24 protein-coding genes and 4 tRNA genes are annotated in these 23,734 nt (G+C 40.8%); 20 read left to right on the top strand and 8 right to left on the bottom strand.

Annotated elements, in window-relative coordinates:
- The first annotated feature begins 116 nt into the window (after positions 1-116).
- From IEZ33_RS14665 to cobA, 6 genes are all read left to right on the top strand, one after another.
- Positions 117-2,861: a DNA translocase FtsK gene (locus IEZ33_RS14665; RefSeq protein ID WP_240009548.1), complete on the top strand. Its 2,745-nt coding sequence runs from the start codon at positions 117-119 to the stop codon at positions 2,859-2,861.
- Positions 2,862-2,903: 42 nt separating this feature from the next.
- Positions 2,904-3,551, top strand: a complete 648-nt coding sequence (lolA, locus tag IEZ33_RS14660) for an outer membrane lipoprotein periplasmic chaperone LolA (protein WP_191600769.1) — start codon at positions 2,904-2,906, stop codon at positions 3,549-3,551.
- A gap of 2 nt (positions 3,552-3,553) precedes the next feature.
- Positions 3,554-4,921 (top strand): replication-associated recombination protein A, encoded by a 1,368-nt coding sequence (locus IEZ33_RS14655; RefSeq protein WP_275672812.1) that lies wholly within the window; start codon positions 3,554-3,556, stop codon positions 4,919-4,921.
- Positions 4,922-4,960: 39 nt separating this feature from the next.
- Positions 4,961-5,338: a fluoride efflux transporter CrcB gene (crcB, locus tag IEZ33_RS14650; protein WP_191600767.1), complete on the top strand. Its 378-nt coding sequence runs from the start codon at positions 4,961-4,963 to the stop codon at positions 5,336-5,338.
- 105 nt (positions 5,339-5,443) lie between these two features.
- On the top strand, positions 5,444-6,748 hold the full coding sequence (serS, locus tag IEZ33_RS14645) for a serine--tRNA ligase (protein WP_191600766.1): 1,305 nt from the start codon (positions 5,444-5,446) through the stop codon (positions 6,746-6,748).
- 89 nt (positions 6,749-6,837) lie between these two features.
- Entirely contained in the window at positions 6,838-7,575 is a 738-nt protein-coding gene (cobA, locus tag IEZ33_RS14640; protein ID WP_191600765.1) for a uroporphyrinogen-III C-methyltransferase, read from the top strand.
- A 49-nt stretch (positions 7,576-7,624) separates the two neighbouring features.
- On the opposite strand, the gene IEZ33_RS14635 is transcribed toward cobA, so the two are convergent.
- From IEZ33_RS14635 to hpf, 6 genes are all read right to left on the bottom strand, one after another.
- Positions 7,625-7,939: a TusE/DsrC/DsvC family sulfur relay protein gene (locus IEZ33_RS14635; protein WP_191600764.1), complete on the bottom strand. Its 315-nt coding sequence runs from the start codon at positions 7,937-7,939 to the stop codon at positions 7,625-7,627.
- A 36-nt stretch (positions 7,940-7,975) separates the two neighbouring features.
- Complete coding sequence (gene tusB / locus IEZ33_RS14630; protein ID WP_191600763.1) at positions 7,976-8,269, bottom strand: sulfurtransferase complex subunit TusB; 294 nt, start codon at positions 8,267-8,269, stop codon at positions 7,976-7,978.
- A 1-nt stretch (position 8,270) separates the two neighbouring features.
- Positions 8,271-8,627 carry a DsrE family protein gene (locus IEZ33_RS14625; RefSeq protein ID WP_191600762.1) on the bottom strand — a complete coding sequence of 119 codons (357 nt, stop codon included), beginning with the start codon at positions 8,625-8,627 and terminating at the stop codon, positions 8,271-8,273.
- Positions 8,628-8,644: 17 nt separating this feature from the next.
- Entirely contained in the window at positions 8,645-9,037 is a 393-nt protein-coding gene (gene tusD, locus IEZ33_RS14620; protein ID WP_191600761.1) for a sulfurtransferase complex subunit TusD, read from the bottom strand.
- Positions 9,038-9,113: 76 nt separating this feature from the next.
- Positions 9,114-9,770, bottom strand: a complete 657-nt coding sequence (locus IEZ33_RS14615) for a Bax inhibitor-1/YccA family protein (protein ID WP_191600760.1) — start codon at positions 9,768-9,770, stop codon at positions 9,114-9,116.
- 137 nt (positions 9,771-9,907) lie between these two features.
- On the bottom strand, positions 9,908-10,225 hold the full coding sequence (gene hpf / locus IEZ33_RS14610; protein ID WP_191600759.1) for a ribosome hibernation-promoting factor, HPF/YfiA family: 318 nt from the start codon (positions 10,223-10,225) through the stop codon (positions 9,908-9,910).
- 226 nt (positions 10,226-10,451) lie between these two features.
- On the opposite strand from hpf, the gene IEZ33_RS14605 reads away from it, so the two are divergent.
- The 9 genes from IEZ33_RS14605 (at position 10,452) to IEZ33_RS14565 (ending at position 15,713) form a co-directional block, all read left to right on the top strand.
- The gene (locus tag IEZ33_RS14605; protein ID WP_191600758.1) at positions 10,452-11,309 is read left to right on the top strand and encodes a DnaT-like ssDNA-binding domain-containing protein; all 858 of its coding nucleotides are present in this window, start codon (positions 10,452-10,454) and stop codon (positions 11,307-11,309) included.
- Positions 11,275-12,021 carry a replication protein P gene (locus IEZ33_RS14600; protein WP_240009547.1) on the top strand — a complete coding sequence of 249 codons (747 nt, stop codon included), beginning with the start codon at positions 11,275-11,277 and terminating at the stop codon, positions 12,019-12,021. The genes IEZ33_RS14605 and IEZ33_RS14600 overlap by 35 nt, the downstream gene beginning before the upstream one ends.
- Before the next feature lie 71 nt (positions 12,022-12,092).
- Positions 12,093-12,734, top strand: coding sequence for a UvrY/SirA/GacA family response regulator transcription factor (gene uvrY, locus IEZ33_RS14595; protein WP_191600757.1), 642 nt, complete (start codon positions 12,093-12,095; stop codon positions 12,732-12,734).
- Between the two features lie 12 nt (positions 12,735-12,746).
- Positions 12,747-14,564, top strand: coding sequence for an excinuclease ABC subunit UvrC (gene uvrC / locus IEZ33_RS14590; RefSeq protein WP_191600756.1), 1,818 nt, complete (start codon positions 12,747-12,749; stop codon positions 14,562-14,564).
- A gap of 31 nt (positions 14,565-14,595) precedes the next feature.
- Positions 14,596-15,156: a CDP-diacylglycerol--glycerol-3-phosphate 3-phosphatidyltransferase gene (pgsA, locus tag IEZ33_RS14585; protein WP_191600755.1), complete on the top strand. Its 561-nt coding sequence runs from the start codon at positions 14,596-14,598 to the stop codon at positions 15,154-15,156.
- 104 nt (positions 15,157-15,260) lie between these two features.
- Positions 15,261-15,335: transfer RNA gene (locus tag IEZ33_RS14580), tRNA-Gly, on the top strand.
- A gap of 21 nt (positions 15,336-15,356) precedes the next feature.
- Positions 15,357-15,430, top strand: a tRNA-Cys gene (locus IEZ33_RS14575).
- A 29-nt stretch (positions 15,431-15,459) separates the two neighbouring features.
- Positions 15,460-15,546, top strand: a tRNA-Leu gene (locus IEZ33_RS14570).
- A gap of 80 nt (positions 15,547-15,626) precedes the next feature.
- Positions 15,627-15,713: transfer RNA gene (locus IEZ33_RS14565), tRNA-Leu, on the top strand.
- Positions 15,714-16,039: 326 nt separating this feature from the next.
- On the opposite strand, the gene IEZ33_RS14560 is transcribed toward IEZ33_RS14565, so the two are convergent.
- Positions 16,040-16,831, bottom strand: a complete 792-nt coding sequence (locus tag IEZ33_RS14560) for an inositol monophosphatase family protein (protein WP_191600754.1) — start codon at positions 16,829-16,831, stop codon at positions 16,040-16,042.
- A 286-nt stretch (positions 16,832-17,117) separates the two neighbouring features.
- Here IEZ33_RS14560 and IEZ33_RS14555 point away from each other — a divergent pair, with 286 nt between their 5' ends.
- Positions 17,118-17,834 carry an RNA methyltransferase gene (locus IEZ33_RS14555; RefSeq protein ID WP_191600753.1) on the top strand — a complete coding sequence of 239 codons (717 nt, stop codon included), beginning with the start codon at positions 17,118-17,120 and terminating at the stop codon, positions 17,832-17,834.
- A 75-nt stretch (positions 17,835-17,909) separates the two neighbouring features.
- On the opposite strand, the gene gndA is transcribed toward IEZ33_RS14555, so the two are convergent.
- Entirely contained in the window at positions 17,910-19,433 is a 1,524-nt protein-coding gene (gene gndA, locus IEZ33_RS14550) for an NADP-dependent phosphogluconate dehydrogenase (protein ID WP_191600752.1), read from the bottom strand.
- A 504-nt stretch (positions 19,434-19,937) separates the two neighbouring features.
- On the opposite strand from gndA, the gene IEZ33_RS14545 reads away from it, so the two are divergent.
- The 4 genes from IEZ33_RS14545 (at position 19,938) to IEZ33_RS14530 (ending at position 23,684) form a co-directional block, all read left to right on the top strand.
- Positions 19,938-21,494: a phosphoenolpyruvate carboxykinase gene (locus tag IEZ33_RS14545; protein WP_191600751.1), complete on the top strand. Its 1,557-nt coding sequence runs from the start codon at positions 19,938-19,940 to the stop codon at positions 21,492-21,494.
- Between the two features lie 96 nt (positions 21,495-21,590).
- Positions 21,591-22,367, top strand: a complete 777-nt coding sequence (locus IEZ33_RS14540; RefSeq protein WP_191600750.1) for a TatD family hydrolase — start codon at positions 21,591-21,593, stop codon at positions 22,365-22,367.
- Positions 22,368-22,369: 2 nt separating this feature from the next.
- On the top strand, positions 22,370-23,251 hold the full coding sequence (locus IEZ33_RS14535) for an SDR family oxidoreductase (protein ID WP_191600749.1): 882 nt from the start codon (positions 22,370-22,372) through the stop codon (positions 23,249-23,251).
- A gap of 37 nt (positions 23,252-23,288) precedes the next feature.
- The gene (locus IEZ33_RS14530; protein WP_191600748.1) at positions 23,289-23,684 is read left to right on the top strand and encodes a hypothetical protein; all 396 of its coding nucleotides are present in this window, start codon (positions 23,289-23,291) and stop codon (positions 23,682-23,684) included.
- Positions 23,685-23,734: the final 50 nt, after the last annotated feature.

The following is a 23,734-nucleotide window of genomic DNA, read 5'->3' as shown; positions in this document are numbered from 1 at the left end:
TTAGGAAAAGCTAAAAACCAGCCCTCGGGCTGGTTTTTTTTGTGGTAAACTTTCGCTTGAGATATAAAGTAAGATAAAAATTCTTAACTTAATGTAAAACTGTGTGAGAGGCCATTTTGTCAGAAAGTTTGAGTGAGTCGGGACGATCACCTATGTGGGAGTTGTTTGCTAAACAGGCGGCCTTTATTACGGCCTTGGTATTTTTTTTATTTTTTAGCTTAGCGACTTATACCTATAATGCCGAAGACCCAGGTTGGTTTTATTCTGGTAGTAGTCATGCCATCTATAATTCGATGGGGGCATTAGGGGCGATCATCGCTGACATCAGCTCGGCCTTTTTTGGCTCACTGTTTTTATCTTTACCTATTGTGTTTATCTGCACTCTATTTGTTGTGTGGCGTAACGCGCATAAATTAGCGCCTTTGACCCACGCGCTTATTTGTACGGTTGGCTCCATTTTATATTTGTCCTCTGGTACGGCTTTGAGCTTCTTACACACTGTAGGTGAAAATAGTTATCAGTATGGGGCTGGTGGTATCCTAGGGAGGGCTCTTGGTAGTTTACTTTTTCATTGGGTTGGTTACGATGGCGCCACCCTAGTATCTTTAGCGATATGGCTGTTGTCGCTCACTTTGCTTTTGCAATTGCATTGGATTTTTATGGCTGAAAAAATCGGTGAGGAAGCGTTTATTCTTTATCGTCGCATTTGCGCTTTTTTTGAAAACCGTAAAATTGAAAACTCAGCTGAGGAAGAGGTTAAAGACGTTGCGGCTAATGAAGAATACACGCATGAGGAAGCGATGTCTGATATCGATGAACCTGCTTTATTTAGAAAGCTACGTAAAGCTAAGTCCAGCGAAATGGTTCATGAAAGTAACGCAAGCACATCGGATGAAAGTCAATTTGAGGTAGGCCGTAAAGAGCCGTTATTTTCGACACTTGTAAATTATTTTAAACGCAATAAATCTGTACCGCACCGCCAGCCATTACATTCATCTCATGATAGGGAGGTGAATCTTGGTGAATTTGACCAAGCGGATCTTATGTCGGCATCGGCAAGTGATGAGTTTTCACTTGGTGATTTAGATATTAATGTTGAAGATACTTTATATGTTGAGGGGTCACCTTCTGTAAATAAAGCCGCTTCTAAACCTTTAGCATCAACAAAAAAAATTGAGACAGACTCTCCTGATAAACCAAAGGCTCAAGTAGATATTCCGTTTGAAAAAACACAAAGCCAACCACAAAAAAGCCCAGTTGATATGGTGAACTCGGGTCATAAACCTGCTGTTCGGACGCTGTCAGAAGCGAAGCAGTTGGAAAATCTTGGTGGTGCTGAATCTGGCCTATCTTCAATAAAGGGCCCGTCATTATTCAGTTTGCCAGATCGTTCTATTTTAACAAAACCGCAACCTAAAAAAGGCGGATATACGGAAGATGAATTAATCGCACTTTCTGAATTGTTGGAAATTCGATTGCTTGATTTTGGCGTAAAAGCCGAGGTGGTTGAGGTTAATCCTGGGCCAGTGATTACGCGTTTTGAAATTCAACCAGCTCCAGGCGTCAAGGTGTCACGTATTACCAATTTAGCAAAAGACCTAGCGCGTTCTTTAAGTGTGATGAGTGTGCGAGTAGTGGAGGTCATTGCTGGTAAATCAACCATTGGTATAGAAATTCCAAATCAAATACGCGATACGGTGTATTTTAGTGAAGTAATTCATTGTGATGCTTATGATAAGTCTACCTCACCCTTAACTCTGTCTTTAGGTCATGACATATCAGGTGAGCCTGTGGTTGTTGATTTAGCAAAAATGCCCCATGTTTTGGTGGCGGGGACAACCGGCTCAGGTAAATCTGTCGGTGTGAATGCCATGATATTAAGTATGCTGCTTAAATCGACACCCGATGAGGTTCGCATGATCATGGTTGATCCTAAGATGCTTGAGTTGTCTATTTATGAAGGTATTCCACATTTATTGACTCCTGTTATTACCGATATGAAAGATGCGGCTAATGGGCTACGTTGGTCTGTTGATGAAATGGAGCGTCGATATAAGCTCATGTCAAAGTTAGGCGTCCGAAATATTGCTGGGTATAACAAAAAAGTGAGAGAGGCGATTGAATCGGGTAGTCCAATAGAGGATCCTTTATGGCAACCGGACGGCGAGGCCATGTTTTCGTTAGACGGTGTGCCAAGAACCGTACCACTCTTAGAGCCACTCCCTTATATTGTAATCGTCGTGGACGAATTCGCTGATATGATGATGATTGTTGGTAAAAAGGTTGAAGAACTTATTGCCCGCATAGCTCAAAAAGCACGTGCAGCTGGAATCCATTTGATTCTAGCGACACAACGTCCATCGGTTGATGTTATTACTGGCCTAATTAAGGCAAATATTCCGACTAGAATGGCATTTCAGGTGTCATCAAAAATTGATTCTAGGACGATACTTGATCAAGGGGGTGCGGATCAGCTTTTGGGCATGGGAGACATGCTTTATCTACCCGCTGGGTTGCCAACACCAATTCGGGTTCATGGTGCTTTTGTTTCGGATGAAGAGGTTCATGCTGTTGTAGAAGAGTGGCGTGAGAGGGGGGAGCCTGACTATATTGAAGATGTTGTTGTTAATCCAGAGGATTTAATGTCGGCAACAGGCGACTCTGAAGATAAAGATGCTTTGTATGATGAAGCTGTAAAAATTGTGGTTGAAACTCGTAAAGCCTCAATTTCTTCTATTCAGAGACGCCTTAAAATAGGGTATAACAGGGCGGCCAATCTTGTGGAGGCAATGGAGTCTGCAGGTCTTGTGGGTCCAATGGGGACAAATGGTCAAAGAGAAGTGCTTATACCAGAGTCTTAAATGGCTAAATTGATGTTTGAGTAAAAGCGTAGGAAAATTTGAATGTATCGTAAATTCTCGTTGAAAAATGTACTGATTGCTTTTTGTGTGATTTTTTCTGTGTCTTCTTTTGCCGCAGATCAAATTAAGGATGGTCAAGGGAGTCAAGCCGCTGTATTGGCAGAATTATTAGAAGCCAATAGAAATGTTGAAGGTAAATTTCTTCAAGTTACCTATAACGATTCTGGAGATCAAGTACAATTAAGTGAAGGCGTTTTCATGCTTGCTAGCCCTAATCGTTTTGTTTGGGATACGATCAACCCTTTCCCACAACGCATTATTTCTGATGGTGAGTGGTTGACAATATGGGATGTTGATTTAGAGCAGGCGACTAAGAAGAAAGTTGTTAATACTTTGGGTCAATCTCCTGCGGCTTTATTGGGCCAGCCCGCGGCTAAAGTGTTGCCCTTTTATGATGTGGCTTTTTTGGGGCAGCAACGTTTTCGTCTTATTCCAAACTCCGAAGAAGGTTTGTTTGGCAGTTTGACCTTGTCCTTTAAAAATGACGTCATTGGTGCAATGAGTATTGAAGACAGTTTGGGTCAGACAACCGTTATCGAGTTTAACGATATTGAGACTCATGAGGGCGTGTCAGAGAAAAACTTCGTGGTTGACTTGCCATCTGATATTGATGTTTTTATCGAAGAATAAGCATTATGGATTTGTTTTCAGATCAAGAAACTGAGTCGTCCTTTATTCCTTTAGCGGCTCGTATGAGGCCGCAAAGTTTGTCTGAATATGTTGGTCAGGCGCACTTGACCGGTGATGGAAAACCATTAAGAAAAATGATTGAGAGCGGCCGCTGTCATTCCTTTATACTATGGGGTAACCCTGGAATTGGCAAAACGACCTTTGCTCAACTTTTATCTCACCAACTTGACATTCATTTTATTACCTTATCGGCCGTTATGTCGGGTGTCAAAGACATTCGCTCTGCTGTAGAACGAGCGAAGCAAAATACGGTTTTAACCGGTAAGCAATCAATTTTATTTATTGATGAGGTGCATCGATTTAATAAGTCGCAGCAGGATGCCTTTCTACCACATATTGAAGATGGTACTTTCTTGTTTATTGGGGCGACGACGGAGAACCCTTCCTTCGAGCTAAATTCTGCCTTACTTTCTCGAGCTAGGGTGTATCGACTTAAAACGCCTACTGTGGATGATGTCAAATCTGTGCTCTTGCATGCTCTTACTGACGAGGTAAGGGGATTGGGTAAGCGGCGTCTTCAGATCAATGATCATTATCTTGACGTTCTTGCCAGAGCGGCAGACGGTGACATTCGACGGGCTTTGAACTTTTTAGAAATTGTCACTGACCTTGCTGAAAATGATCAGGTTGATGAGCAAAATATTAAAGATGTGTTAGGTGGCTCTTTTCGGCGTTATGATAATAAAGGAGATGTTTTTTACGATCAAATCTCAGCTTTTCATAAGTCTGTTCGCGGTTCTTCTCCTGATGGTGCTTTATATTGGATGGCTCGCATGTTGGATGGCGGCTGTGATCCTCTTTATATTGCACGACGTTTGTTGGCCATTGCCTCTGAAGATATTGGCAATGCCGACCCAAGAGCGATGCAGGTTGCTTTAACGGCTTGGGATGTATTTGAGCGAGTTGGCCCGAGTGAAGGGAATAGGGCGATTGCGCAAGCGACTGTTTATTTGGCTTGTGCACCTAAGAGTAATTCGGTATATGAGGCTTTTAAGAAAGCGATGCGAGATGTTGCCTCTCAACCTAGTTATGATGTTCCGAATCATTTAAGAAATGCGCCAACGTCTCTAGCGAAGAATATGGGTCATGGTGAAGGTTACCGTTATGCTCATTCAGAACCCTATGCTTATGCGGCTGGTGAAGTATATCTGCCAGAAGAGGTGCAGACAGAGACGTATTATCATCCAAGTGATAGAGGATTGGAGAAGAAAATTAAAGAGAAAATGACTTGGCTTAAGATGCAGGACAATCAGAGTAATTACGTACGTTATCCAATGCCAGGTGGTGCTTTATATGGCGATGATGAATAATTCTCAATCTACCCTGAATGCGATAATTGAGACCATACTATGCTTTTAACGTATTCGATGGTGGCCATGGGAGGCGCTCTTGGTGCGGTATGTCGTTTTGCCTTGTCTACGCTCATTAATGAGCGCTTAAAAACGCTCTTTCCATTTGCTACGCTCAGTATTAACGTTCTTGGAAGTATGTTGATGGGTGTATGTTTTGTTATGATGACGGAGCGCATACCCACTCTCGAAACCTATAGACCACTTATTATGGTGGGATTTTTAGGGGCATTCACCACTTTTTCAACTTTTTCTTTGGAAATTGTGTCTCTAATCCATCAGCAGGCTTGGCTAACGGCATTAAGCTATTTATTATTGAGCTGCTTTTTAAGCGTTTTGGGATTGGCTATTGGTATATTGTTAACTCGAACACTTTAACGATTCAATTTTAAAGACACATAAAATTTTTAATTTCCAATTTAGAGGCTGAGAGCGTAATAGCAGTCACTAAATTCATTTTTATTATAGGATGATTTTGCCGCAATGTTAGACATTAAAGCACTTAGAACTGACCCTGAAGCTGTTGCCAAGCAACTATTAACCAAAGGTTATACTTTGGATGTGGCTACTTTTATCGAGTTAGAAGAGCAGCGTAAATCGATTCAAATTGAAACAGAGCAATTGCAGCAATCTCGTAACTCTGTCTCAAAAGAGATTGGGATGGCGATGAAGTCGGGTGACAAAGAATTGGCGGCACAGTTAAAAGCACAAACCTCTACTTTAGGGGATGATTTGTCGAGAGCGAAAGAGGCGCTAGCGGACGTTCAGCATAAGATGGATAACTTACTGGCTGGTATTCCTAATGTCCCTCATTCGTCCGTACCTGTAGGCACAAGTGAAGATGATAATGTAGAAATTCGTCGTTGGGGCGTGCCAACAGCGTTGCCATTTGAGGCAAAAGATCATGTTGATTTAGGTGAACAATTAGGCATGCTGGATTTCGAAGCTGCGGTTAAAATTACCGGCTCTCGTTTCGCTGTCATGACCCAAGATTTGGCGCGTTTACACCGTGCTTTGATTCAATTTATGGTGAACACACATGCGGATGAGCATGGCTATACAGAAGTGTATGTACCCTATTTAGTAAATGAGCACTCATTAAAGGGTACGGGACAGTTACCTAAATTTGAAGCGGACTTATTTAAAGTACCTGTTGATAAAGACAGTGGAAATAATGATTTGTATTTGATTCCCACTGCAGAAGTACCTGTAACCAACTTGGTGCGCGACGAGATTCTAGGGGATGAGAATCTACATCATAAATATGTGGCGCATACTCCGTGTTTTCGAAGTGAAGCGGGAAGTTATGGTCGCGATACTCGTGGCATGATTCGTCAACATCAATTTGAGAAAGTTGAGTTGGTTCATATTTGTCGTCCTGACCGCTCAGAAGAAGTTTTGGAAGAATTGGTCGGTCATGCGGAAGTTATTTTGCAAAAATTAGAGCTTCCATATCGTACGGTTATTTTATGTGGTGGAGATTTGGGGTTCTCGGCACATAAAACTTACGATATTGAGGTTTGGCTACCAGGCCAAGGCAAGTACCGAGAGATCTCATCTTGTTCCAATATGTGGGACTTTCAGGCTAGGAGAATGCAGGCTAGATGGCGCAACCCTGAAACGGGTCGTCCAGAGTTGGCACATACATTGAATGGTTCAGGGTTGGCTGTGGGTCGTACTCTGGTGGCTATTTTAGAAAATTATCAGAATGAAGACGGCAGTATCCGCATTCCTGCTGTGCTACAGTCGTATATGGGTGGAAAAACAGAGCTGCGTTCAGTTGACTAGTTGATGACGTTGTTCTAGTGCGTGATACATGCGTGAAAGCCCCATTACGGGGCTTTTTTGATGAGAAACAACAATCGAGAAAGTCTAAAATGAATGGAAAGGTCTATTTAATTGGTGCTGGTCCAGGAGATCCTGAATTATTAACGTTAAAAGCGCATCGACTATTGCTAGGGGCCGATGTTGTTCTCTATGACCGTTTGGTTGGTGATGAAATTATTGCACTTATACCCGATGCAGCAGAAAAGATGTATGTTGGTAAGGCTAAATCTCTGCATAGCTTACCTCAAGGAGAAATTAACTCATTACTGGCTAAAAAAGCGAAAGAAGGTAAGTCAGTTGTGCGCTTAAAAGGTGGAGACCCTTTTATTTTTGGTCGTGGAGGAGAAGAAATTGAGGAGCTCGTTGAGGAGGGGGTTGAATTTGAGGTCGTCCCGGGTGTTACCGCTGCCGCGGGTTGTGCGGCGTATGCTGGCATTCCACTCACGCACCGTGATTACGCTCAATCAGTTCGCTTTTTAACTGGCCATTTAAAAGATGGGAGTACGGGGTTACCTTGGGATGAATTGGTCCATCCTGCTCAAACTTTGGTTATTTATATGGGGTTAACTGGACTGGCTGAAATTAGTGATTCGTTACAGCGTTTTGGAATGCTTGGTTCTATGCCTGTTGCCATTGTGGAAAAAGGCACAACAAAGCGGCAGCGAGTCTTTACTTCTGATATAAAAAATATCCCTCAGATTGCTCTTGATAATGAGGTGAAGTCTCCAGCTTTGCTTATTATCGGTGAAGTGGTTTTATTGCAGGATAAGCTTTCTTGGTATAATTAGTTTTTGTTTACGCTGAGCGTTCCATCCCTGAATACTGAATAGCATTTAATTAAATGCAATTTGCAGGTTTAGGAAGACCTGCGATTTTAGCGGCGAGCTTTGGTGGGCTACCTGGAAATAATTTCATAAGATAGAGGCTTTTGCCTTTATCTGCCCCAAGCTTTTTTGCTACGGCTTTTACTAATGGCCTCATTGCTGGGGAAAGTTCGTATTCTTCATAGAAGTCTCGTAATAAAAAAATGATCTCCCAATGTGAATCCGTTAATTTGATGCCTTCTTTCTGAGCGATTTCTTCGGCTACATCAGTAGACCATGCGGATAAGTCCAATAAATAGCCTTCTTTGTCTAAGTTGATATTTTTCATTTACTCATTCTCCACGAAAATGGCACTGAGCCGTGTTTACCATGCAACTTGTTGATTGCATTTACTGGTAAGTGTTACCCATTCTGCATCGGTTAAGGTGGTAATAGAGTCATTCTTGATGCTTAAGCCATAGGCTTTAATATCAGATTCAAGGACGTATACATCGATATGTGCTTTTTGAAATGTGTTGAGTAAAGGGTCATTCTTATCAATAAGTCTTAGAACCGCGTCTTCTATTAAAATAGCTTTATCATGTGTTGATAGGCTGTAGCGGATATCCCTTTCTATTGAGTCTGAATAGAATGCTTTATTTAGTTGGTGTAATCTCATATTAAAACCTAATGATGTGTTCGTAAGAGGGTAGCTTCTCTTTCCATTCGTTCGCGCTTAGTACTGTGATCCCGTCCCAGAGTGGTGGCGAATGGCTTGAAAAACGATCAATTTCTTCTTGTAGCACATAGATATTCTCTATGTCATAGAACTCTAGGCTAGGTAAAACTTTAGACAGATTTTTTCCATGTAGAGGCGTGGGTTTTTGTTCTGAGTATAAAATAGGTAGGGCAGGGCCGTTAACAAATAGGTCGACAGGCTGCTCAAATGTGGCCATAACTAAGGCGATATCTAGACCCTCCTTAGCGGATAGGCTTGAAAATGGAGAGCTTGATAAATAAATTAGGAAAGATTTCATAAAGTAGTGTCGTCCAATTAACGAAACGTTACGGTTTTGCTGCTTGTGTTTATTAGTTGGACGAGAGTTCCAAGTCCTTCGAGCTGAAACCCTTCGGCTAATGAATGTTGTGTTAATTCATGACGATGCATTTCCGCCTCATTAATTATCCCTCGCCTAAGTGCGGCGGCAATACAGACATAGAGATTGATAGAATATTTTTTGGATAATGCTTGCCATAGCGTACCGATATTGCCCTCATCTCTTGGTGGTTGCATTAGCGCATTTGCTATTAAAACGCTGTCTTCGTAAAAAAACACACCATTAATAGTATATTGACCAGAATCAAGAGCGGCTGCCGCGAAGCGATAGGCTGAATGGCAGGCTTTTGTAGAAAAAGGCGAGCCTTGAATAAATAGGGTGTACTGCATAGAAAAGCCTTTGTGCAAGACAAACAAAAGGGGCTTTAAGCCCCTTTTGGTATTCTGTTAGTCAATTTAGAACAGACTAATCATCATTGGCCATACCAAGAAGGCTTAAAACGCTCAAGAACATATTATAAATTGAAACGTATAAGTTAACAGTAGCAATTATATAATTTGTTTCTCCGCCGCGAACGATCTGACCTGTTTGCCATAAAATCATAGCGGCAGAAAAAAGAGCGAAACCCGCGGATAAGAAGATTTGTATGGCAGGCATTTGTAAGAAGAAGTTTGCGATCATAGCGCCAATTAAGACAAAGAAGCCAACCATCATAAAGCCATTTAAAAAGCTAAAATCTTTTTTAGTTGCAATGGCATAGGCCGACAACCCAAGGAATGAAAGCCCAGTAATGCCGAACGCTGTCATGACCATTGAAGCGCCATTAGGAAGATTCAAATACATACTGATGATAGGGCCAATAGTGAGTCCCATGAAACCAGTTAGCGCAAAAACAAATACAATGCCTAGCCCACTGTTTTGAAATTTATGAGTTAAAAACAACAGTCCATAAAAACCAACGAGAGTGATGATTAGACCTGGATGAGGTAGCTGTAATGAAATACTTAAGAACGCAGTAAATGCACTAAAAAATAATGTCATCGCTAGCAGGCTGTAGGTACTTCTGAGGGTTTTGTTTACCACTTCAGACGGCTGATTGGTAATAGCATCATTATAACGCATAATTTACACTCCTAAAGGAAAGTTTTTCTATTAACTCTGATATGGGGGAGGATTTTACAAACTCAAGTATAAATAGAAATTATAAAAAAAACACCACTTATAAAGGGGTGTTTTTTTTGTAAGTTAATTGTTTGTTACTAAAGTGCGACTGTGGGTTTGTGGTGGCCTGCGGATTGTTTGGTTTTGTGCTTATCAATCTGTCTGGCTAGCTTATCGACCATGGAATCGATGGCATGAAATAGTCGATCTTCAGACACGGCCGCCGCAAATAAGTCTTTACCGGGAAGGTGAATGGTTGCTTCCGCTTTCTGTTCGTTGCTGTCTTGTAGTAGAGTAACTTGAACGGTTGTAATTTGATCGCTCAATCTAGAAAGTTTACCGAATTTTTCATTTATGTGATCTTTTAGTGCTGGAGTGACGTCGACGTGATGACCCGTGATATTGATTGTGTACATACAACTTTCTCCTCAGTGTAAATAGGACCGCTTTTTTTTGATTTATGTAATGCGGTACAAATTCAGAATAGGAGTGCATAAATTTATTGTCAACAGACTTTTTCAATATACAGCAAAAAGTTAGTGAGACATGGGTTGTGTTTATTTATTATTTCATTCTTTGTTTTAGTGCGGAAAGAGTATCTATTTGCTAGACTTCGGGAACAATAAACTTAGTATGTGACCTATGTCTGAATATGATTTTACATTGCCAATTTCTTTTTCAGTAGCGGCTGAAATTGGTTTGGAAGAAGCTGTTTTATTGGCTTTTCTTCGTCAACAATCTTACTTATCTAGATCGGTTTGTTTGCAGGGAGAGATCTCGCATTTGTTGTCTCAGTTGCCGTTCTGGACTCAGCCAATGTTACTTAGGATATTGTCGAGCTTGCAGCTCAATAATTGTTTGACCTTTGAGAGGAATCACACCCTAATTGAAATTCGCTTAACGGCTGAAAAAACTGAACCTAATAAAAATAATTTTCGGGAACATCAAGAGTCCCCTCATTCAGGGTTGTCTTCGCAAAAAGATACTTTGGTTGAAAAGGTTGAACGCCTTTCCGCTGCAAAAAAGGGAGGGTCGATGTATTCTAATGATAGGGTGTCGACTCAGGCAAGGCCAACTTCATCAACACCAAACCATTACCATGACACGGCTTCAGCGGTGAAAGGCAGAGTTCAACCTACAGCCAATGAGAGGCGGCGTGGTGTTACTGATTTTGATTTATATCTGGAACAGAAAGAAAGAACGCGTCAACCTGATCAATGGTTGCCAGAAGAAGCCACTCTTGAGCAACTCTTGCAATTAGGCATTCCAAGGCCGTTCGCTTTACAGTTACAAGCTGAGTTTTTATTACGAATTAAAGAGCAGCGTAAAAATGTGCGTACTTGGAATAGCGAATTTTTTAAGTATGTAAAACGACAATGGCAGTATAAACAATCGGATAGATCTTCTAATGAAGGAACCTCAAGCCGTTCATACACTTCTAGAACCTCTAAAGAAGAAGTTAGCGATGCACTCACCAACATCCACGACACAGACTGGTAACGGGCAAGAATCACTGAATCAAGGTGACTCCCAAGAGCAGCAGAATAGAATTCTTGTTAATATGCTATTTGCTCGATTTAAAGCGATTTATACACATAAATTTGCTTCCGCCTACAGTACGCCTGATGAGGTGAAATTGGCTAAAAGAGAGTGGTCAATCGCCATTAAGGGGTTTCAAGAGCCACTGCTCGCCTATGCTGTAGAGCGGGCAAAAGAAACCTATGCTTGGCCGCCAACAATTTCTGAATTTTTAAACTTGATTAATACGGCCTATAAGGTATATGGTCTGATAAACCCGAGAAATGCATATATGGAAGCATGTCGCTGTCGTATGAATCCGCTAGAGTTTCGCTGGAGTCACCCGGCTATTTATTTTGCGGGATCGAAAGTAGGGTGGTATTTCCTAAGGACAGAGGAAGAGAGTAAAACGTGGCCAGTATTTGAAAAAGCTTATCTAGAGCAGGTCCAAGCGGTCATTTCAGGGAAGTTGTTAACGCTACCTAAAGTACAACAAATCGAAAATAAACAAGAAGACTTATTGGTGACACTGATTCCAAAGCTGGTAAAAGAAACGGGCTTGAGTGAATCAAAGGCGGCGGCTTTACTGTACTATACAAAAAAAACAGTAGGGACTTCTGTACGTGCAAGCTATCGTATGAAATCGATAACTGAACTTGAGTCATTAGGGTTTGATATAGATCTGCCTTCATAGTGTTGAAGGTGTTTAATGAACACATTTGATTGATATAATCGTGTTACTGTATGAATAGCAAGGTGGTATGCGTGCTAAAAATTCTAATTGTTGATGATCATGAGCTGGTGAGTACTGGTATTTCTCGTGTGTTACAAGATGAGAAGATGCTTTCTGTTGTTGGTAGTGCGGCTAGCGGTGAAGATGCAATTGAAAAGACGAGGCAACTGCAGCCCGATATTATTCTAATGGATGTGCATATGCCTGGTATCGGTGGACTTGGGGCAACCAAGGAAATTAAGAGATTATTTCCAAAAATAAAAATTATTGCATTATCGGCTCATGATGATAATCCATACCCTTCAAAGCTGATTGAAGCTGGCGCAAGTGGCTATTTAACAAAGGGAGCTCCTGCTAAAGAAATGCTAGATGCGATTCACACAGTTTCTCAAGGGAAGAAATACATTACTGGATCGGTTGCCCAAAAAATGGCACTTTCTAAAATTTCTTCTGAGGATGGCGCATCGCCACTTGATATATTATCGGATCGTGAATTGCAAATTGCTCAAATGATCATTGATTGTAAGAAACCTCAAGAAATAGCGGATTCGCTTAATCTCAGTAGTAAAACTGTAAACACTTATCGTTATCGTATGTTTGATAAATTAAATATTAGTAGTGATGTTGAGTTAACTAAATTAGCTGTCCGCTACAGCTTATTAGGTATGGGTTAATAGAGTGGCTGTTTGAATACTCAAGATTTTGATTCTAAACACTTTGTAAGTAATCTGACATCTAGACCTGGCGTATATCGTATGTATGGCAAAGGTGTACTTCTGTATGTTGGAAAGGCAAAGAACTTAAAAAATAGAGTGTCGAGTTATTTCCGCACTTCAGGGTTAACAACAAAAACCATGGCATTGGTTAGCCGTATTGATGCTATAGACATTACGGTAACGAAGAGTGAAACCGAAGCGTTGTTGTTAGAGCAAACTCTTATCAAGCAACATCGACCACCTTATAATATTTTATTGCGTGATGATAAATCCTATCCTTATATTTTGTTGTCTGAGCATCAGCATCCGGCTTTACTTTTTCGACGCGGTTCAACCAAAACAAAAGGGCAGTTATTTGGGCCTTTTCCTAGTGGGAGTGCTGTAAAAGAAAGTCTAAATACAATGCAGAAAGTCTTTAAAGTGAGGCAATGTGAGGACAGTTATTATTCAAATCGCTCTAGGCCTTGTTTGCAGTATCAAATAAAGCGCTGTTCTGCACCTTGCGTAAACTTAATTGAAGATGTTGAATATGAGAATGACGTTCGACATGCCAAAATGTTTCTGGAAGGAAAAAATCATGAGCTAACGAATGAAATAACTCAGCAAATGACAACAGCAGCTAAGAGCATGGAGTTTGAGCGTGCGGCTCTATTGAGGGATCAAATAGTCCAGCTGAAACATGTCCAAGAGCAGCAAAATGTTTATGGTCATTCTGGTGATGCGGATGTCTTGGCGGCTCTTATACAGCCTGGTGGCTTGTGCGTTCATTTAATGATGGTTCGGCAAGGAAAGGTAATTGGAAGTAAAAGTTATTACCCTAAAATGCCAATTGAAATGACAGAAGGGGAGTTATTGTCAACTTTTATAGCCCAATTTTATATTGGTAACAATGATTTACCTAAAACCATCATCATCAGCCATGATCTAGATGACAGTGATACCCTGACGGATGCGTTGTTGTCCAGTTGCCATAAAAAAATTGAGTTAACGTCTTCTGTCCGTGGGCAACGTGCTCGTTGGTTGGATCTTGCGAAGCTTAATGCTGAGCAGGGGTTGCAGGCAAGATTATTGGACAAGAGAAATCACTTTAGTCGTGTAGTCGCTTTACAAAAATTACTTGGATTGCCTGAGCCACCCAAAACGATGGAGTGTTTTGATATAAGTCACTCCAGTGGCGAGTCCACTGTCGCATCTTGTGTTGTGTTTGGGGTTGATGGTCCAGATAAAAAACGTTACCGAACTTTTAATATCGAGGATGTTGCCGCCGGAGACGATTATGCTGCCATGAATCAAGCACTAACAAGACGTTATAAAAGAGTCCGAGATGGAGAGCTTGAGCCACCTGATGTATTGTTAATTGATGGTGGTAAGGGGCAGCTGACCCAGGCTGAAAATGTATTAAAAGAGCTTGGTTTAATTGATATATTCTTGCTGGGTGTAGCAAAGGGAACAACGCGTAAACCAGGGCTTGAAACCTTGTACATTGGTTCAAAAGAAGAAGAGGTGGTATTACCTCCAGATTCAGCCGCGTTACACTTGATTCAGCATATTCGTGATGAATCCCATCGGTTTGCCATTAAAAATCATAGGCAAAGGCGAGATAAAAAGCGTCGTCATTCTGTGTTGGAAGGTATAGAGGGGATTGGGCCAACTCGGCGAAAAAGTTTATTGACCGCATTTGGTGGTATGCAGGAGTTATTGTCTGCAAGCGAGGAAGATATTGCAAAAGTGAAGGGTATTGGTGTGAAGAAAGCCTTTGAAATTTATTCTTTTCTACATAAAAAATGAACCTTATTGTAAGCGAGTGCTTAGGAAACTCATGAATATACCTAATATATTGACATCTATACGGATTCTTTTAATTCCAGTTTTAGTAGCTACCTATTACTTGCCTTGGGATGGTCGCTATGTCACGTGTGCTGCGATTTTTGCTGTCGCCGCCTTTACTGATTGGCTTGATGGTTATCTTGCCCGTAAACTAGATCAAGCAACGCCATTTGGTGCTTTTTTTGATCCAGTTGCGGATAAGGTAATGGTTTCTGTTGCTCTGGTTATGTTGGTTGAAAGTTATGCTAGTACTCTTATGACGATTGCTAGTGTTGTGATCGTGAGTAGAGAAATTGTTATTTCAGCATTACGAGAGTGGATGGCTGAGATGGGTAAAAGAGCCAGTGTGGCTGTTTCTTATATTGGTAAGGTTAAAACGGCCATGCAAATGCTGTCAATTTTTATGCTATTAGGAAGTCCCCCAAGCTCTGAATGGGCGATTTGGGGGGAGGCTGTTCTTATCTTTGCGGCATTATTAACTCTGTGGTCAATGTATGTGTATCTAAAAGCGGCATGGCCAGAGTTAACGTCATCAATTTCGGATAAAAAATAATCAGTTTTCGGCTGGAACTTGTTGATATAAAGTTTTTAGCTTTTTTTTATTTAAATGCTTGACGTAAATAATAAAAAGCATAGAATATGCACCATCTTTTGAGCGCGGGAATAGCTCAGTGGTAGAGCACAACCTTGCCAAGGTTGGGGTCGCGAGTTCGAGCCTCGTTTCCCGCTCCAATCAAAAGATAGATTATTTGAGGCCGGATGGCAGAGTGGTCATGCAGCGGACTGCAACTCCGTGAACGCCGGTTCGATTCCGACTCCGGCCTCCAAAATAATCAAAGGATACATCAATAGATGTGCCCGGGTGGCGAAATTGGTAGACGCACAAGACTTAAAATCTTGCGATAGAAATATCGTACCGGTTCGATTCCGGTCCCGGGCACCATTTATGGTGCCTTTTTTATATAAGAGCCTTGCAGGCTTACGTGATTTTGCAGTAGGATTTATTATTCTGCTGTTTGTTCTGCCCGGGTGGCGAAATTGGTAGACGCACAAGACTTAAAATCTTGCGATAGAAATATCGTACCGGTTCGATTCCGGTCCCGGGCACCATTCATGGTGCTTTTTTTTGCTCTAAATTATCTCTTCAATTCTCTTTCTGAGCTACGTTCCCCTTTTCTTCTGGTTAAATTTTTTTCTTTATGTGAATTATTTCCTTTTTAGGTTTTTTTGGGGTAGGTTTGTCTATTTATTGTTGTATTTGACTTTTTAAGTAAGAGTAAGAGGGGGGTGTAATTCGCCTATTTGTGCGTAGGTTGTGTGGCTTTAGACCAATACAATCCAGAGCAACGAGTTGCCTGGATTGTATTGTGATGACTGGCGCGTTCTTTTATGCGGGTGGTTAGCTCACATAGACTACTGGCTACTGTGTAAGCCTCTTAAGATAAGTTCTTATTTAGAATTGGTAGTAGGTTTTTGAATAAGCGTGGGTTTGCGCATAATATATTACCCGTTTCTTCAATGCTTGGTGAGCCGTTAAAATCAGAAAAGATACAGCCAGCTTCTTTTGCGATGAAAAGAGGTGCTTGTGTTTCCCATTCAAAAAGTTTAATTCCCCAGGTGGCATCAACACGGCCAGCAGCAACGTTAACAATTTGTAATGCTGGTGAGTCTTGGGTGATAACACGGGCACCTTTGTCTGCTAGTGATGCAAACGTTGCGAATTGTCCGCTTGCGTTTGGTCGTGTCTTATCAGTTGAGGGAAACTGTGCTGCAACAAGTGCGTTACTAAGGTCTCGAGCATTTGATGAGCGAATGCGAGAGTTATTAAGATAGGCGCCGCGGCCCTTACTTGCGTAATATTCGTCCTTTGTCATGGGGTTTATGATTAGGGCGTGTTCTACTTTTCCAGCAATTAGATAGCTCATTGTAATGCAGTGACCACTAAGGCCGCGAGTAAACAAATATTGACCTTGAATGGTATCAACAATCCATTCGCCTTCTTCACCGTTTTGTATGCGACCGCCTAAGCGAGTTGTGATTGTATCGTTTGGATAGGCTTTTTCAAGATGATGAACGATCGTTTTTTCAGCGCCTTGGCAAACCGTTTTGTAGACATGATCTGGATCTTGGCCTTGTTCTTTATCAAAAAGTAATTTTTCTTGAGTGTGAACAATATAATCAGCTGCTGCGCGGGCTGCTTTGATGGCGATGTTAATTCTTGGTTGCATAAGATACCGTTTAAGTTTCTAAGAGGTGCTAAATTATCAAAGACATAAGGTGTCGTAAGATAAGTTACTGGAAAAGTGTTAAAGAGCGTACGTTCATATTTTGATCAGCCAATTGTAGGGACCAACTACGAATAATTTGAGCGGCATTTTAATCGAAATCTCTTTATTAAACCAGCTAAAATTGGTTATTTATTGCTCTCTTTAATGTTTAAATAGCAAATCATTCGGGAAAGTCTGCTACTATTGACAAAATTCAAATTGTCTAATTATAGTTGGTTTTTTCGCAATGAATAGCAAGGTTCGTATTGTTCTCGTAAATACATCCCATCCCGGTAATATTGGTGGTGCGGCTCGTGCAATGAAAAACATGGGGTTGGAGCGCTTATATCTTGTTTCACCAAAGGTATTCCCAAGTGACGAGGCGATAAGTCGAGCCTCTGGTGCTGTTGATTTGCTTGAAAATGCGGTGGTAGTGGATACGTTAGAGGATGCTGTTGCGGACTGCCAGCTCGTTATTGGTACGAGCGCAAGAGAGCGTCATATACCTTGGCCGTTAGTTGACCCTAGGCAAGCAGCCGATCTAGTCTACGAGGAAGCTCTTGAAACGGCATTGGTTTTTGGTCGAGAAGATCGTGGTTTAACTAATGAAGAATTGCAACGTTGTCATTATCATGTGCATATCCCTTCTATTGAGTCGTTTAGCTCCTTAAACCTTGCGGCCGCTGTTCAAGTTTTATGCTACGAATTACGCATGAAATCCTTGTTAATGATAAATGATCAGCCCGTTCAAACGAAATGGGACGTGCCTGCTGCTACAGCTGAGCAAGTAGACTATATGCTGGAGCATTTGGAAAAGGTGATGTTATTGACAGAGTTTTTAGACCCAAACACGCCTAGGCAGGTGATGACCAGGTTTCGACGCTTATTTCAGAGAGCGCAGCTGGATCAGCATGAGATAGGAATGCTCAGAGGCGTATTAACTTCTGTGGAAAAAATGAAATAATCCGCTTTCCTTAATAGCGTAATAAAAAAAGGTGCCAAATTGGCACCTTTTTTTACGTAATAAACGTTTTCATTGTTAAAGCTTTTTCTCAGGACGGTTTTTTTCTTGCCATAGCGTATGGAATTTTTGCCCAGCTTCAGCATCAACTCTCTCGTAAGAATGCGCTCCAAAATAATCTCGTTGTGCTTGCAATAAATTAGCAGGAAGAATTTCTGAACGGTATCCGTCAAAATAAGCTAATGCGGAGAAAAAAGAGGGTGTTGGAATACCCGACTGAGCAGCAAGAACAACAGCTTGACGTAAGCCTTTTTGTTTATCGGCTAGTGTGTCTGCAAAGTAATCCGCAAGCAGCAGGTTTTCTAAATCTGGTTTTTCAGTGAATGCTGTTGCAATTTTTTGCAGGAAAGACGCTCTAATAATACAGCCACCACGCCAAATTTTTGCGATGTCGCTGAAATTAAAAGACCAGTTGTATTCTTTTTGTGCCGCGCGCATTATTTGAAAGCCCTGAGCGTAGGCACAAATTTTGGCGCAATAAAGGGCGTTTCTTACTGACTCAATAACCGCTTCTGAATCTATTTCTCCAAGCTCTGTTTCAGCAACTAATAAGGAGGCGGCTTTTTCGCGTTCTTCTGTCAGTGTACTTAAGGCTCTAGCATAGACTGATTCACTAATAATTCCAGCCGGAACACCCATTTGTGTAGCGCTGATCGATGTCCAACGACCTGTGCCTTTTTGACCCGCACTGTCTAGAATCATGTCTACCAAAGGGGCGCCTGTTGTGTTGTCGTAATGCTGAAGAATATCCGCCGTAATTTCAACTAGGTAACTATTAAGTTCTCCTTCATTCCATGTCTCGAATATTTTACCAATTTCTTCTGGTTCATAGCCTAGTAGCGATCTTAGTAAATGGTAGGCTTCACAGATGAGTTGCATATCAGCGTATTCAATGCCGTTATGAACCATTTTTACGTAATGCCCGGCTCCATTTGGCCCCAAGTAAGTGGTGCAAGGTTCGCCCTCAGTGACTTGTTTGCCTGGAATGTTGCTGATAATTTGCGTTCCATCTTTATTTACCTTTGCTGAAACGGCTTCCCACATTGGTTGAAGATACTTCCATGAGTCAGCGTCACCGCCTGGCATTAGAGATGGGCCAAAACGAGCGCCAACTTCTCCTCCAGAAACCGCTGTGCCAAAGAATTTCAATTTGCCTCTGTATTCTGACTCGCGGCGAATAGTATCTGTCCACTGGCTGTTACCGCAGTCAACAACGATATCATTGGCTTCAAGTCCACTGTTAAGCAGTTGTTCGCAGACAATATCGACTGGTTTACCTGCAGGAACGAGTAAGACAATGACCCGTGGCGTTGTTAGTTTTGGAAGCATCTCTTCAAGAGTACTGCAGCCAATAATTCTTGCCTCAGAAATACTGGAACAGCGCTCTTTTTCTTCCGTTGCAAGAACATCGTTAATTTTATTTTCGTCAAGGTCAAAGCCTGCAACCTTGTAACCGTGATCGGCTAGATTGAGGGCAAGACTTTTTCCCATGACGCCAAGACCTACAAAACCAATATTGCAGCTCTGATGTGAATTTAACATAGTTACTGATCAACCTAATTATAGAGAGAGGGGTTCAATGGATTTTATCATGAAGATGATGATTGATGCTTCTATCTAAAGAAAGATGAGTTAAAAAATAAGTAAATAGTTTGAAATTTAACATGATATTAATCTTGATCTCTGAGTGTTCGGTGTTGTGTCGCATTTTTGTAAGTTATGAAGTAAAAAAACTACGGTTTTACGTTCTTTTTAATGGGGAGCTCCTTTTTTAAAGTAATTAAATTACAAGATCAATTATAGGTATTTTATTTGATAATTTTTGTCGTAAAAAAGTGATTTTTTTGTCGTTATATAAAAATTAATTTCAATTAAAAATCTTTTAAATCAAATGTTTAAATGTTTTTAGCGGGAGCTTTTAGTTTTGTAGTAAAATAACATTTCGTTATATTAATACTCTTTTTTAGATTTTTTTGTTACCATTTTTAAAACAAATAGGCTATCACGCAGTGGCAACGTTACTGGATGTTCAGAGGAATAGTAAACATGAATGCGGAAACTAAACGATCAATGATTCACACTAATTTGACTACAGCTCAGCTTGTTGAGAAAGCACTTCAAAATAATGAAGGTCAGTTAGCGGATAACGGTGCTTTGGTTGTTGAGACTGGGGATCGAACAGGTCGTTCACCTTTAGATCGTTTTATCGTCGAAGAAAGCTCTAGCAAAGATAATATCGAATGGGGATCAGTCAATCGTCCCTTCCCGCAAGAAAAATTTGGGGCTTTGTGGTGTAAAGTAGAGTCTTATTTGAATGAGCGAGAATCGTATTTATCTAATATTCATGTTGGTGCCGGAGACGATTATTATCTGCCTGCAATTATGAGGACAGAAACGGCTTGGCATCATTTGTTTGGTAGAAATTTGTTTATTCGCCCTGAAACTTATAACCCAGTGAGCAAAGACGAATGGCAAATTCTTAATGTACCAACTTTTGAGTGTACTCCTGAGGAAGATGGAACAAACTCAGAGTCGTGTGTTATTTTAAATTTTGCGGATAAGAAAGTGCTTATCGCAGGTATGCGCTATGCGGGTGAAATGAAAAAAGCAATGTTTTCTGTACAAAACTATTTGTTACCAGAAAAAGATGTGTTGCCAATGCATTGTGCGGCCAATGTTGGCCCTGAGAAAGACGTAACATTATTTTTTGGTTTGTCCGGTACCGGAAAAACAACGCTCTCTGCTGATGAAGAGCGCTTTTTAATTGGTGATGATGAACATGGTTGGGGTAAGGATACTGTTTTTAACTTAGAGGGCGGTTGTTATGCTAAGTGTATTGATCTGTCTGAAAAAAATGAACCTTTAATCTGGAAGGCCATTAAATTTGGTACGATTGTTGAAAATGTTGTGATTGATCCTGATACTCGAAAAGCCGATTATACAGATACATCATTAACGCAAAATAGCCGTGCAGGATACCCAAGAGATCATATTGAGAAATGTGCAGAAGGTAACCGAGCTGGAGAGCCTAATGCAATTGTATTTTTAACTTGTGACCTAACAGGTGTTTTGCCTCCAGTATCTATTTTGTCAAAAGAGGCCGCGGCCTATCACTTTTTGAGTGGTTATACTGCACTTGTTGGATCCACTGAAATGGGTGCTGGGAGTGGCATTAAATCAACGTTTTCCACTTGTTTTGGCGCACCTTTCTTTCCTCGACCTGCTCATGTTTATGCCGACCTTCTTATTAAGCGTATTGAAGATTTTGGTAGTCAGGTTTATCTTGTTAACACGGGTTGGACAGGTGGTGCTCACGGTAAGGGGGGGCAGCGTTTTAGTATTCCAACGACTCGTGCTGTTATTGCGGCCATTCAGTCAGGCGCTTTGATAGATGCTGAAGTAGAGCATTTAGACGATGTTAACTTAACCGTACCTAAGTCTGTTGAGGGGGTCGACCCAATACTATTAAATCCTCGTAAGACTTGGTCAAATGATGAGGCTTATGCTGAACAGGCGAAAGGGCTTATTAATCAGTTTGTTACGAATTTTACCAAATTTAAAGGTGTGTCTACACAGATTATTGATGCAGGCCCAAAGGTCTAGTTTTAAACGGTAAAGTAAACCGCCCTATGTATTTTAATGCATAGGGCGGTTTTTTTTGTTCTGGTGTTTTTGATAAATTTCAGGATAATCAAATATATGTATATTGATAGCCATTGTCATTTAGACTTTTCTGTTTTTGACAAAGATAGAGGCGACATTTTAAAAAAATGTCATCACCATGATGTCAGGCATTTTATTGTGCCGGGTACGCGTTTTAAAGGGTGGGAAAAACAGTCGATTTTGAGTCAAGAGTACTCTAGTTTATCTATGGCTTATGGTATTCACCCTTATTTTTTAAACGGTGAGGAGTTTCGCTCTATTGATTTATTGGGCGGCTTTTGTGAATCCAATTTTACTGTTGCAATTGGTGAGATAGGTTTAGATATTTGGCCAAACTCGCTTCCAATAGACATTCAGCTGGCTTTTTTTAGGGCTCAATTATCCATCGCTAAGTCACTGAAGCTTCCCGTGATACTGCATGCACGACGAAGCTATGACATCCTCTATAAAGAGTTAAAAAATAGCCACTTCTTATATGGAGGCGCTGTTCATGGGTTTAGTGGGAGCTGGGTCCAAGCTCAACGCTTTATTGAGCTCGGCTTTGTATTGGGTATTGGTGGTAATATTACTTATACAAGAGCGAAAAAATCGATTAAAGTGATCAAAGAGCTAAACTCAGTTGACTATGTGTTGGAAACTGATTCGCCCGATATGCCTGTCTTTGGCAAACAAGGGGAAAGAAACACGCCTTTGAATATTCCGATAGTTGCTCAATCAATTTCTGAAATTAGACAGGAATCTATAAAAGACATAGCGTATCAAACCTCCATAAATGTCGGCAGGGTATTTCCAAGTATTGTAAAGGGGTTCTAGAGTTGAATCGAAATAGAGATATAAACGCACCAATACGTATTGTGCTATTGGGAAGTGACACGGTTGTTGGCGAAGAACTTTTATTATTTGCTTCAGCACTTTCTGAGTTCGAGTGGTATACGCTTTCTTGTCATGAATTGTTTAAATATGATTATGATTCAGGCTTTTTAAATGGCATTGAGTGTGATGTGATTATTGATGCTCTTAGTATTGATCGTTGTCTGGATTCCCGTTATCAGAAGTTTATTAATGCTCTGACGGCTTATTCTGAGCAAACAAACACCCAACTGTTTATGATTAGTAGTGCTTTGGTGTTTTCAGGAGATAAAGAGACAGCTTACGATGAGAACGATCAACCTGACTCTCAAGATTCTTATTCTTTGGCTTTAATTGAATCGGAACAGCGTTTTTTATCGTTACCTCAAAATGTTGTTTTACGAACTGGCTGGCTTTTTAATGGTAAAAATGATGACTTCGTCTGCCGAACTATAGACTTAATCAAAAAGGGTGTAAATTTAGCCCATAATGATAGTTTTGTGGGTAGCCCATCTCCTGTTTCTGATCTGGCTCGAGTCACGTTAACTATGATTAAGCAGCATTATTATGGTTCAACGAATACTGGGGTGTATCATTATTGCTGTTCTGAAGAGATTAGTTGGTATGGTTTTGTCGAAGCTATTTTAGCCACAGCAGGTCAATTTGACCCAAAAGCCCCAGTCTCCATTGAAGCCATTAGCGATTGTTTTCCTGATTCTGAGGATATCGTATTAGTCAAAAGACAGTCTTTATCTTGTCGTAAAGTCTTTAACCACTTTGGAGTGAAGCAAAGGCCTTGGAGGGCGAGTTTGCGTAAACTGGTAAAAGACCTGTATCAATTTACCTAGTATAAGTCATGGCAATGTTGAATGGAGGGTAATTGTTTTGCAAAAAATAAATCATAAGGCGGTATTTTTAACGATATGCTTGCTTTTTATTTTGGGAGGACTTTGGAGTTTGGCGGCACCAAAAATGCTAGCTGTCGACAAGAGTGATGATCCGATTTTTATTGCGTTGTTTTCGGTTGGTGTCTTGTGCTATGTGTATTTTAACGCTTGGTTATTGGTAAAAACCCGCTTTAATTCATTTATGGATGGTGTTTTTTTGATTATGGGGATTTGGTTGTTTTCAGTCATGCCAAACTTATTTTTTATCCAATCTGTATTAGCCCTACCTATTGATAATTTTCTTTATTTGCTTACATTTGGTGGAACGGCAGGAGTGATCACGGCCTTTGTTTTATCTTTATGGCGCTCTTCTCGTACAATATTTAAAGGCTAGAGTTTTATCTTGAAGTGGTGCTCTTTTGTTGCACCGTGAATTAATGTGTT

Source organism: Marinomonas algicola (assembly GCF_014805825.1).
Lineage (GTDB): Bacteria > Pseudomonadota > Gammaproteobacteria > Pseudomonadales > Marinomonadaceae > Marinomonas > Marinomonas algicola.
This window is presented reverse-complemented; position numbering and strand designations above follow the sequence as displayed.

What these genes read in the sequence shown, in the direction of transcription:
- gndA (WP_191600752.1), bottom strand. Translation starts at nt 19,433, where the DNA reads ATGTTAAATTCACATCAGAGCTGCAATATTGGTTTTGTAGGTCTTGGC.
- IEZ33_RS14545 (WP_191600751.1), top strand. Translation starts at nt 19,938, where the DNA reads ATGAATGCGGAAACTAAACGATCAATGATTCACACTAATTTGACTACA.
- tusD (WP_191600761.1), bottom strand. Translation starts at nt 9,037, where the DNA reads ATGCAGTACACCCTATTTATTCAAGGCTCGCCTTTTTCTACAAAAGCC.
- cobA (WP_191600765.1), top strand. Translation starts at nt 6,838, where the DNA reads ATGAATGGAAAGGTCTATTTAATTGGTGCTGGTCCAGGAGATCCTGAA.
- hpf (WP_191600759.1), bottom strand. Translation starts at nt 10,225, where the DNA reads ATGTACACAATCAATATCACGGGTCATCACGTCGACGTCACTCCAGCA.
- IEZ33_RS14600 (WP_240009547.1), top strand. Translation starts at nt 11,275, where the DNA reads ATGCACTCACCAACATCCACGACACAGACTGGTAACGGGCAAGAATCA.
- IEZ33_RS14560 (WP_191600754.1), bottom strand. Translation starts at nt 16,831, where the DNA reads ATGCAACCAAGAATTAACATCGCCATCAAAGCAGCCCGCGCAGCAGCT.
- IEZ33_RS14615 (WP_191600760.1), bottom strand. Translation starts at nt 9,770, where the DNA reads ATGCGTTATAATGATGCTATTACCAATCAGCCGTCTGAAGTGGTAAAC.
- serS (WP_191600766.1), top strand. Translation starts at nt 5,444, where the DNA reads ATGTTAGACATTAAAGCACTTAGAACTGACCCTGAAGCTGTTGCCAAG.
- IEZ33_RS14625 (WP_191600762.1), bottom strand. Translation starts at nt 8,627, where the DNA reads ATGAAATCTTTCCTAATTTATTTATCAAGCTCTCCATTTTCAAGCCTA.
- IEZ33_RS14635 (WP_191600764.1), bottom strand. Translation starts at nt 7,939, where the DNA reads ATGAAAAATATCAACTTAGACAAAGAAGGCTATTTATTGGACTTATCC.
- pgsA (WP_191600755.1), top strand. Translation starts at nt 14,596, where the DNA reads ATGAATATACCTAATATATTGACATCTATACGGATTCTTTTAATTCCA.
- IEZ33_RS14605 (WP_191600758.1), top strand. Translation starts at nt 10,452, where the DNA reads ATGTCTGAATATGATTTTACATTGCCAATTTCTTTTTCAGTAGCGGCT.
- lolA (WP_191600769.1), top strand. Translation starts at nt 2,904, where the DNA reads ATGTATCGTAAATTCTCGTTGAAAAATGTACTGATTGCTTTTTGTGTG.
- tusB (WP_191600763.1), bottom strand. Translation starts at nt 8,269, where the DNA reads ATGAGATTACACCAACTAAATAAAGCATTCTATTCAGACTCAATAGAA.
- IEZ33_RS14540 (WP_191600750.1), top strand. Translation starts at nt 21,591, where the DNA reads ATGTATATTGATAGCCATTGTCATTTAGACTTTTCTGTTTTTGACAAA.
- IEZ33_RS14555 (WP_191600753.1), top strand. Translation starts at nt 17,118, where the DNA reads ATGAATAGCAAGGTTCGTATTGTTCTCGTAAATACATCCCATCCCGGT.
- crcB (WP_191600767.1), top strand. Translation starts at nt 4,961, where the DNA reads ATGCTTTTAACGTATTCGATGGTGGCCATGGGAGGCGCTCTTGGTGCG.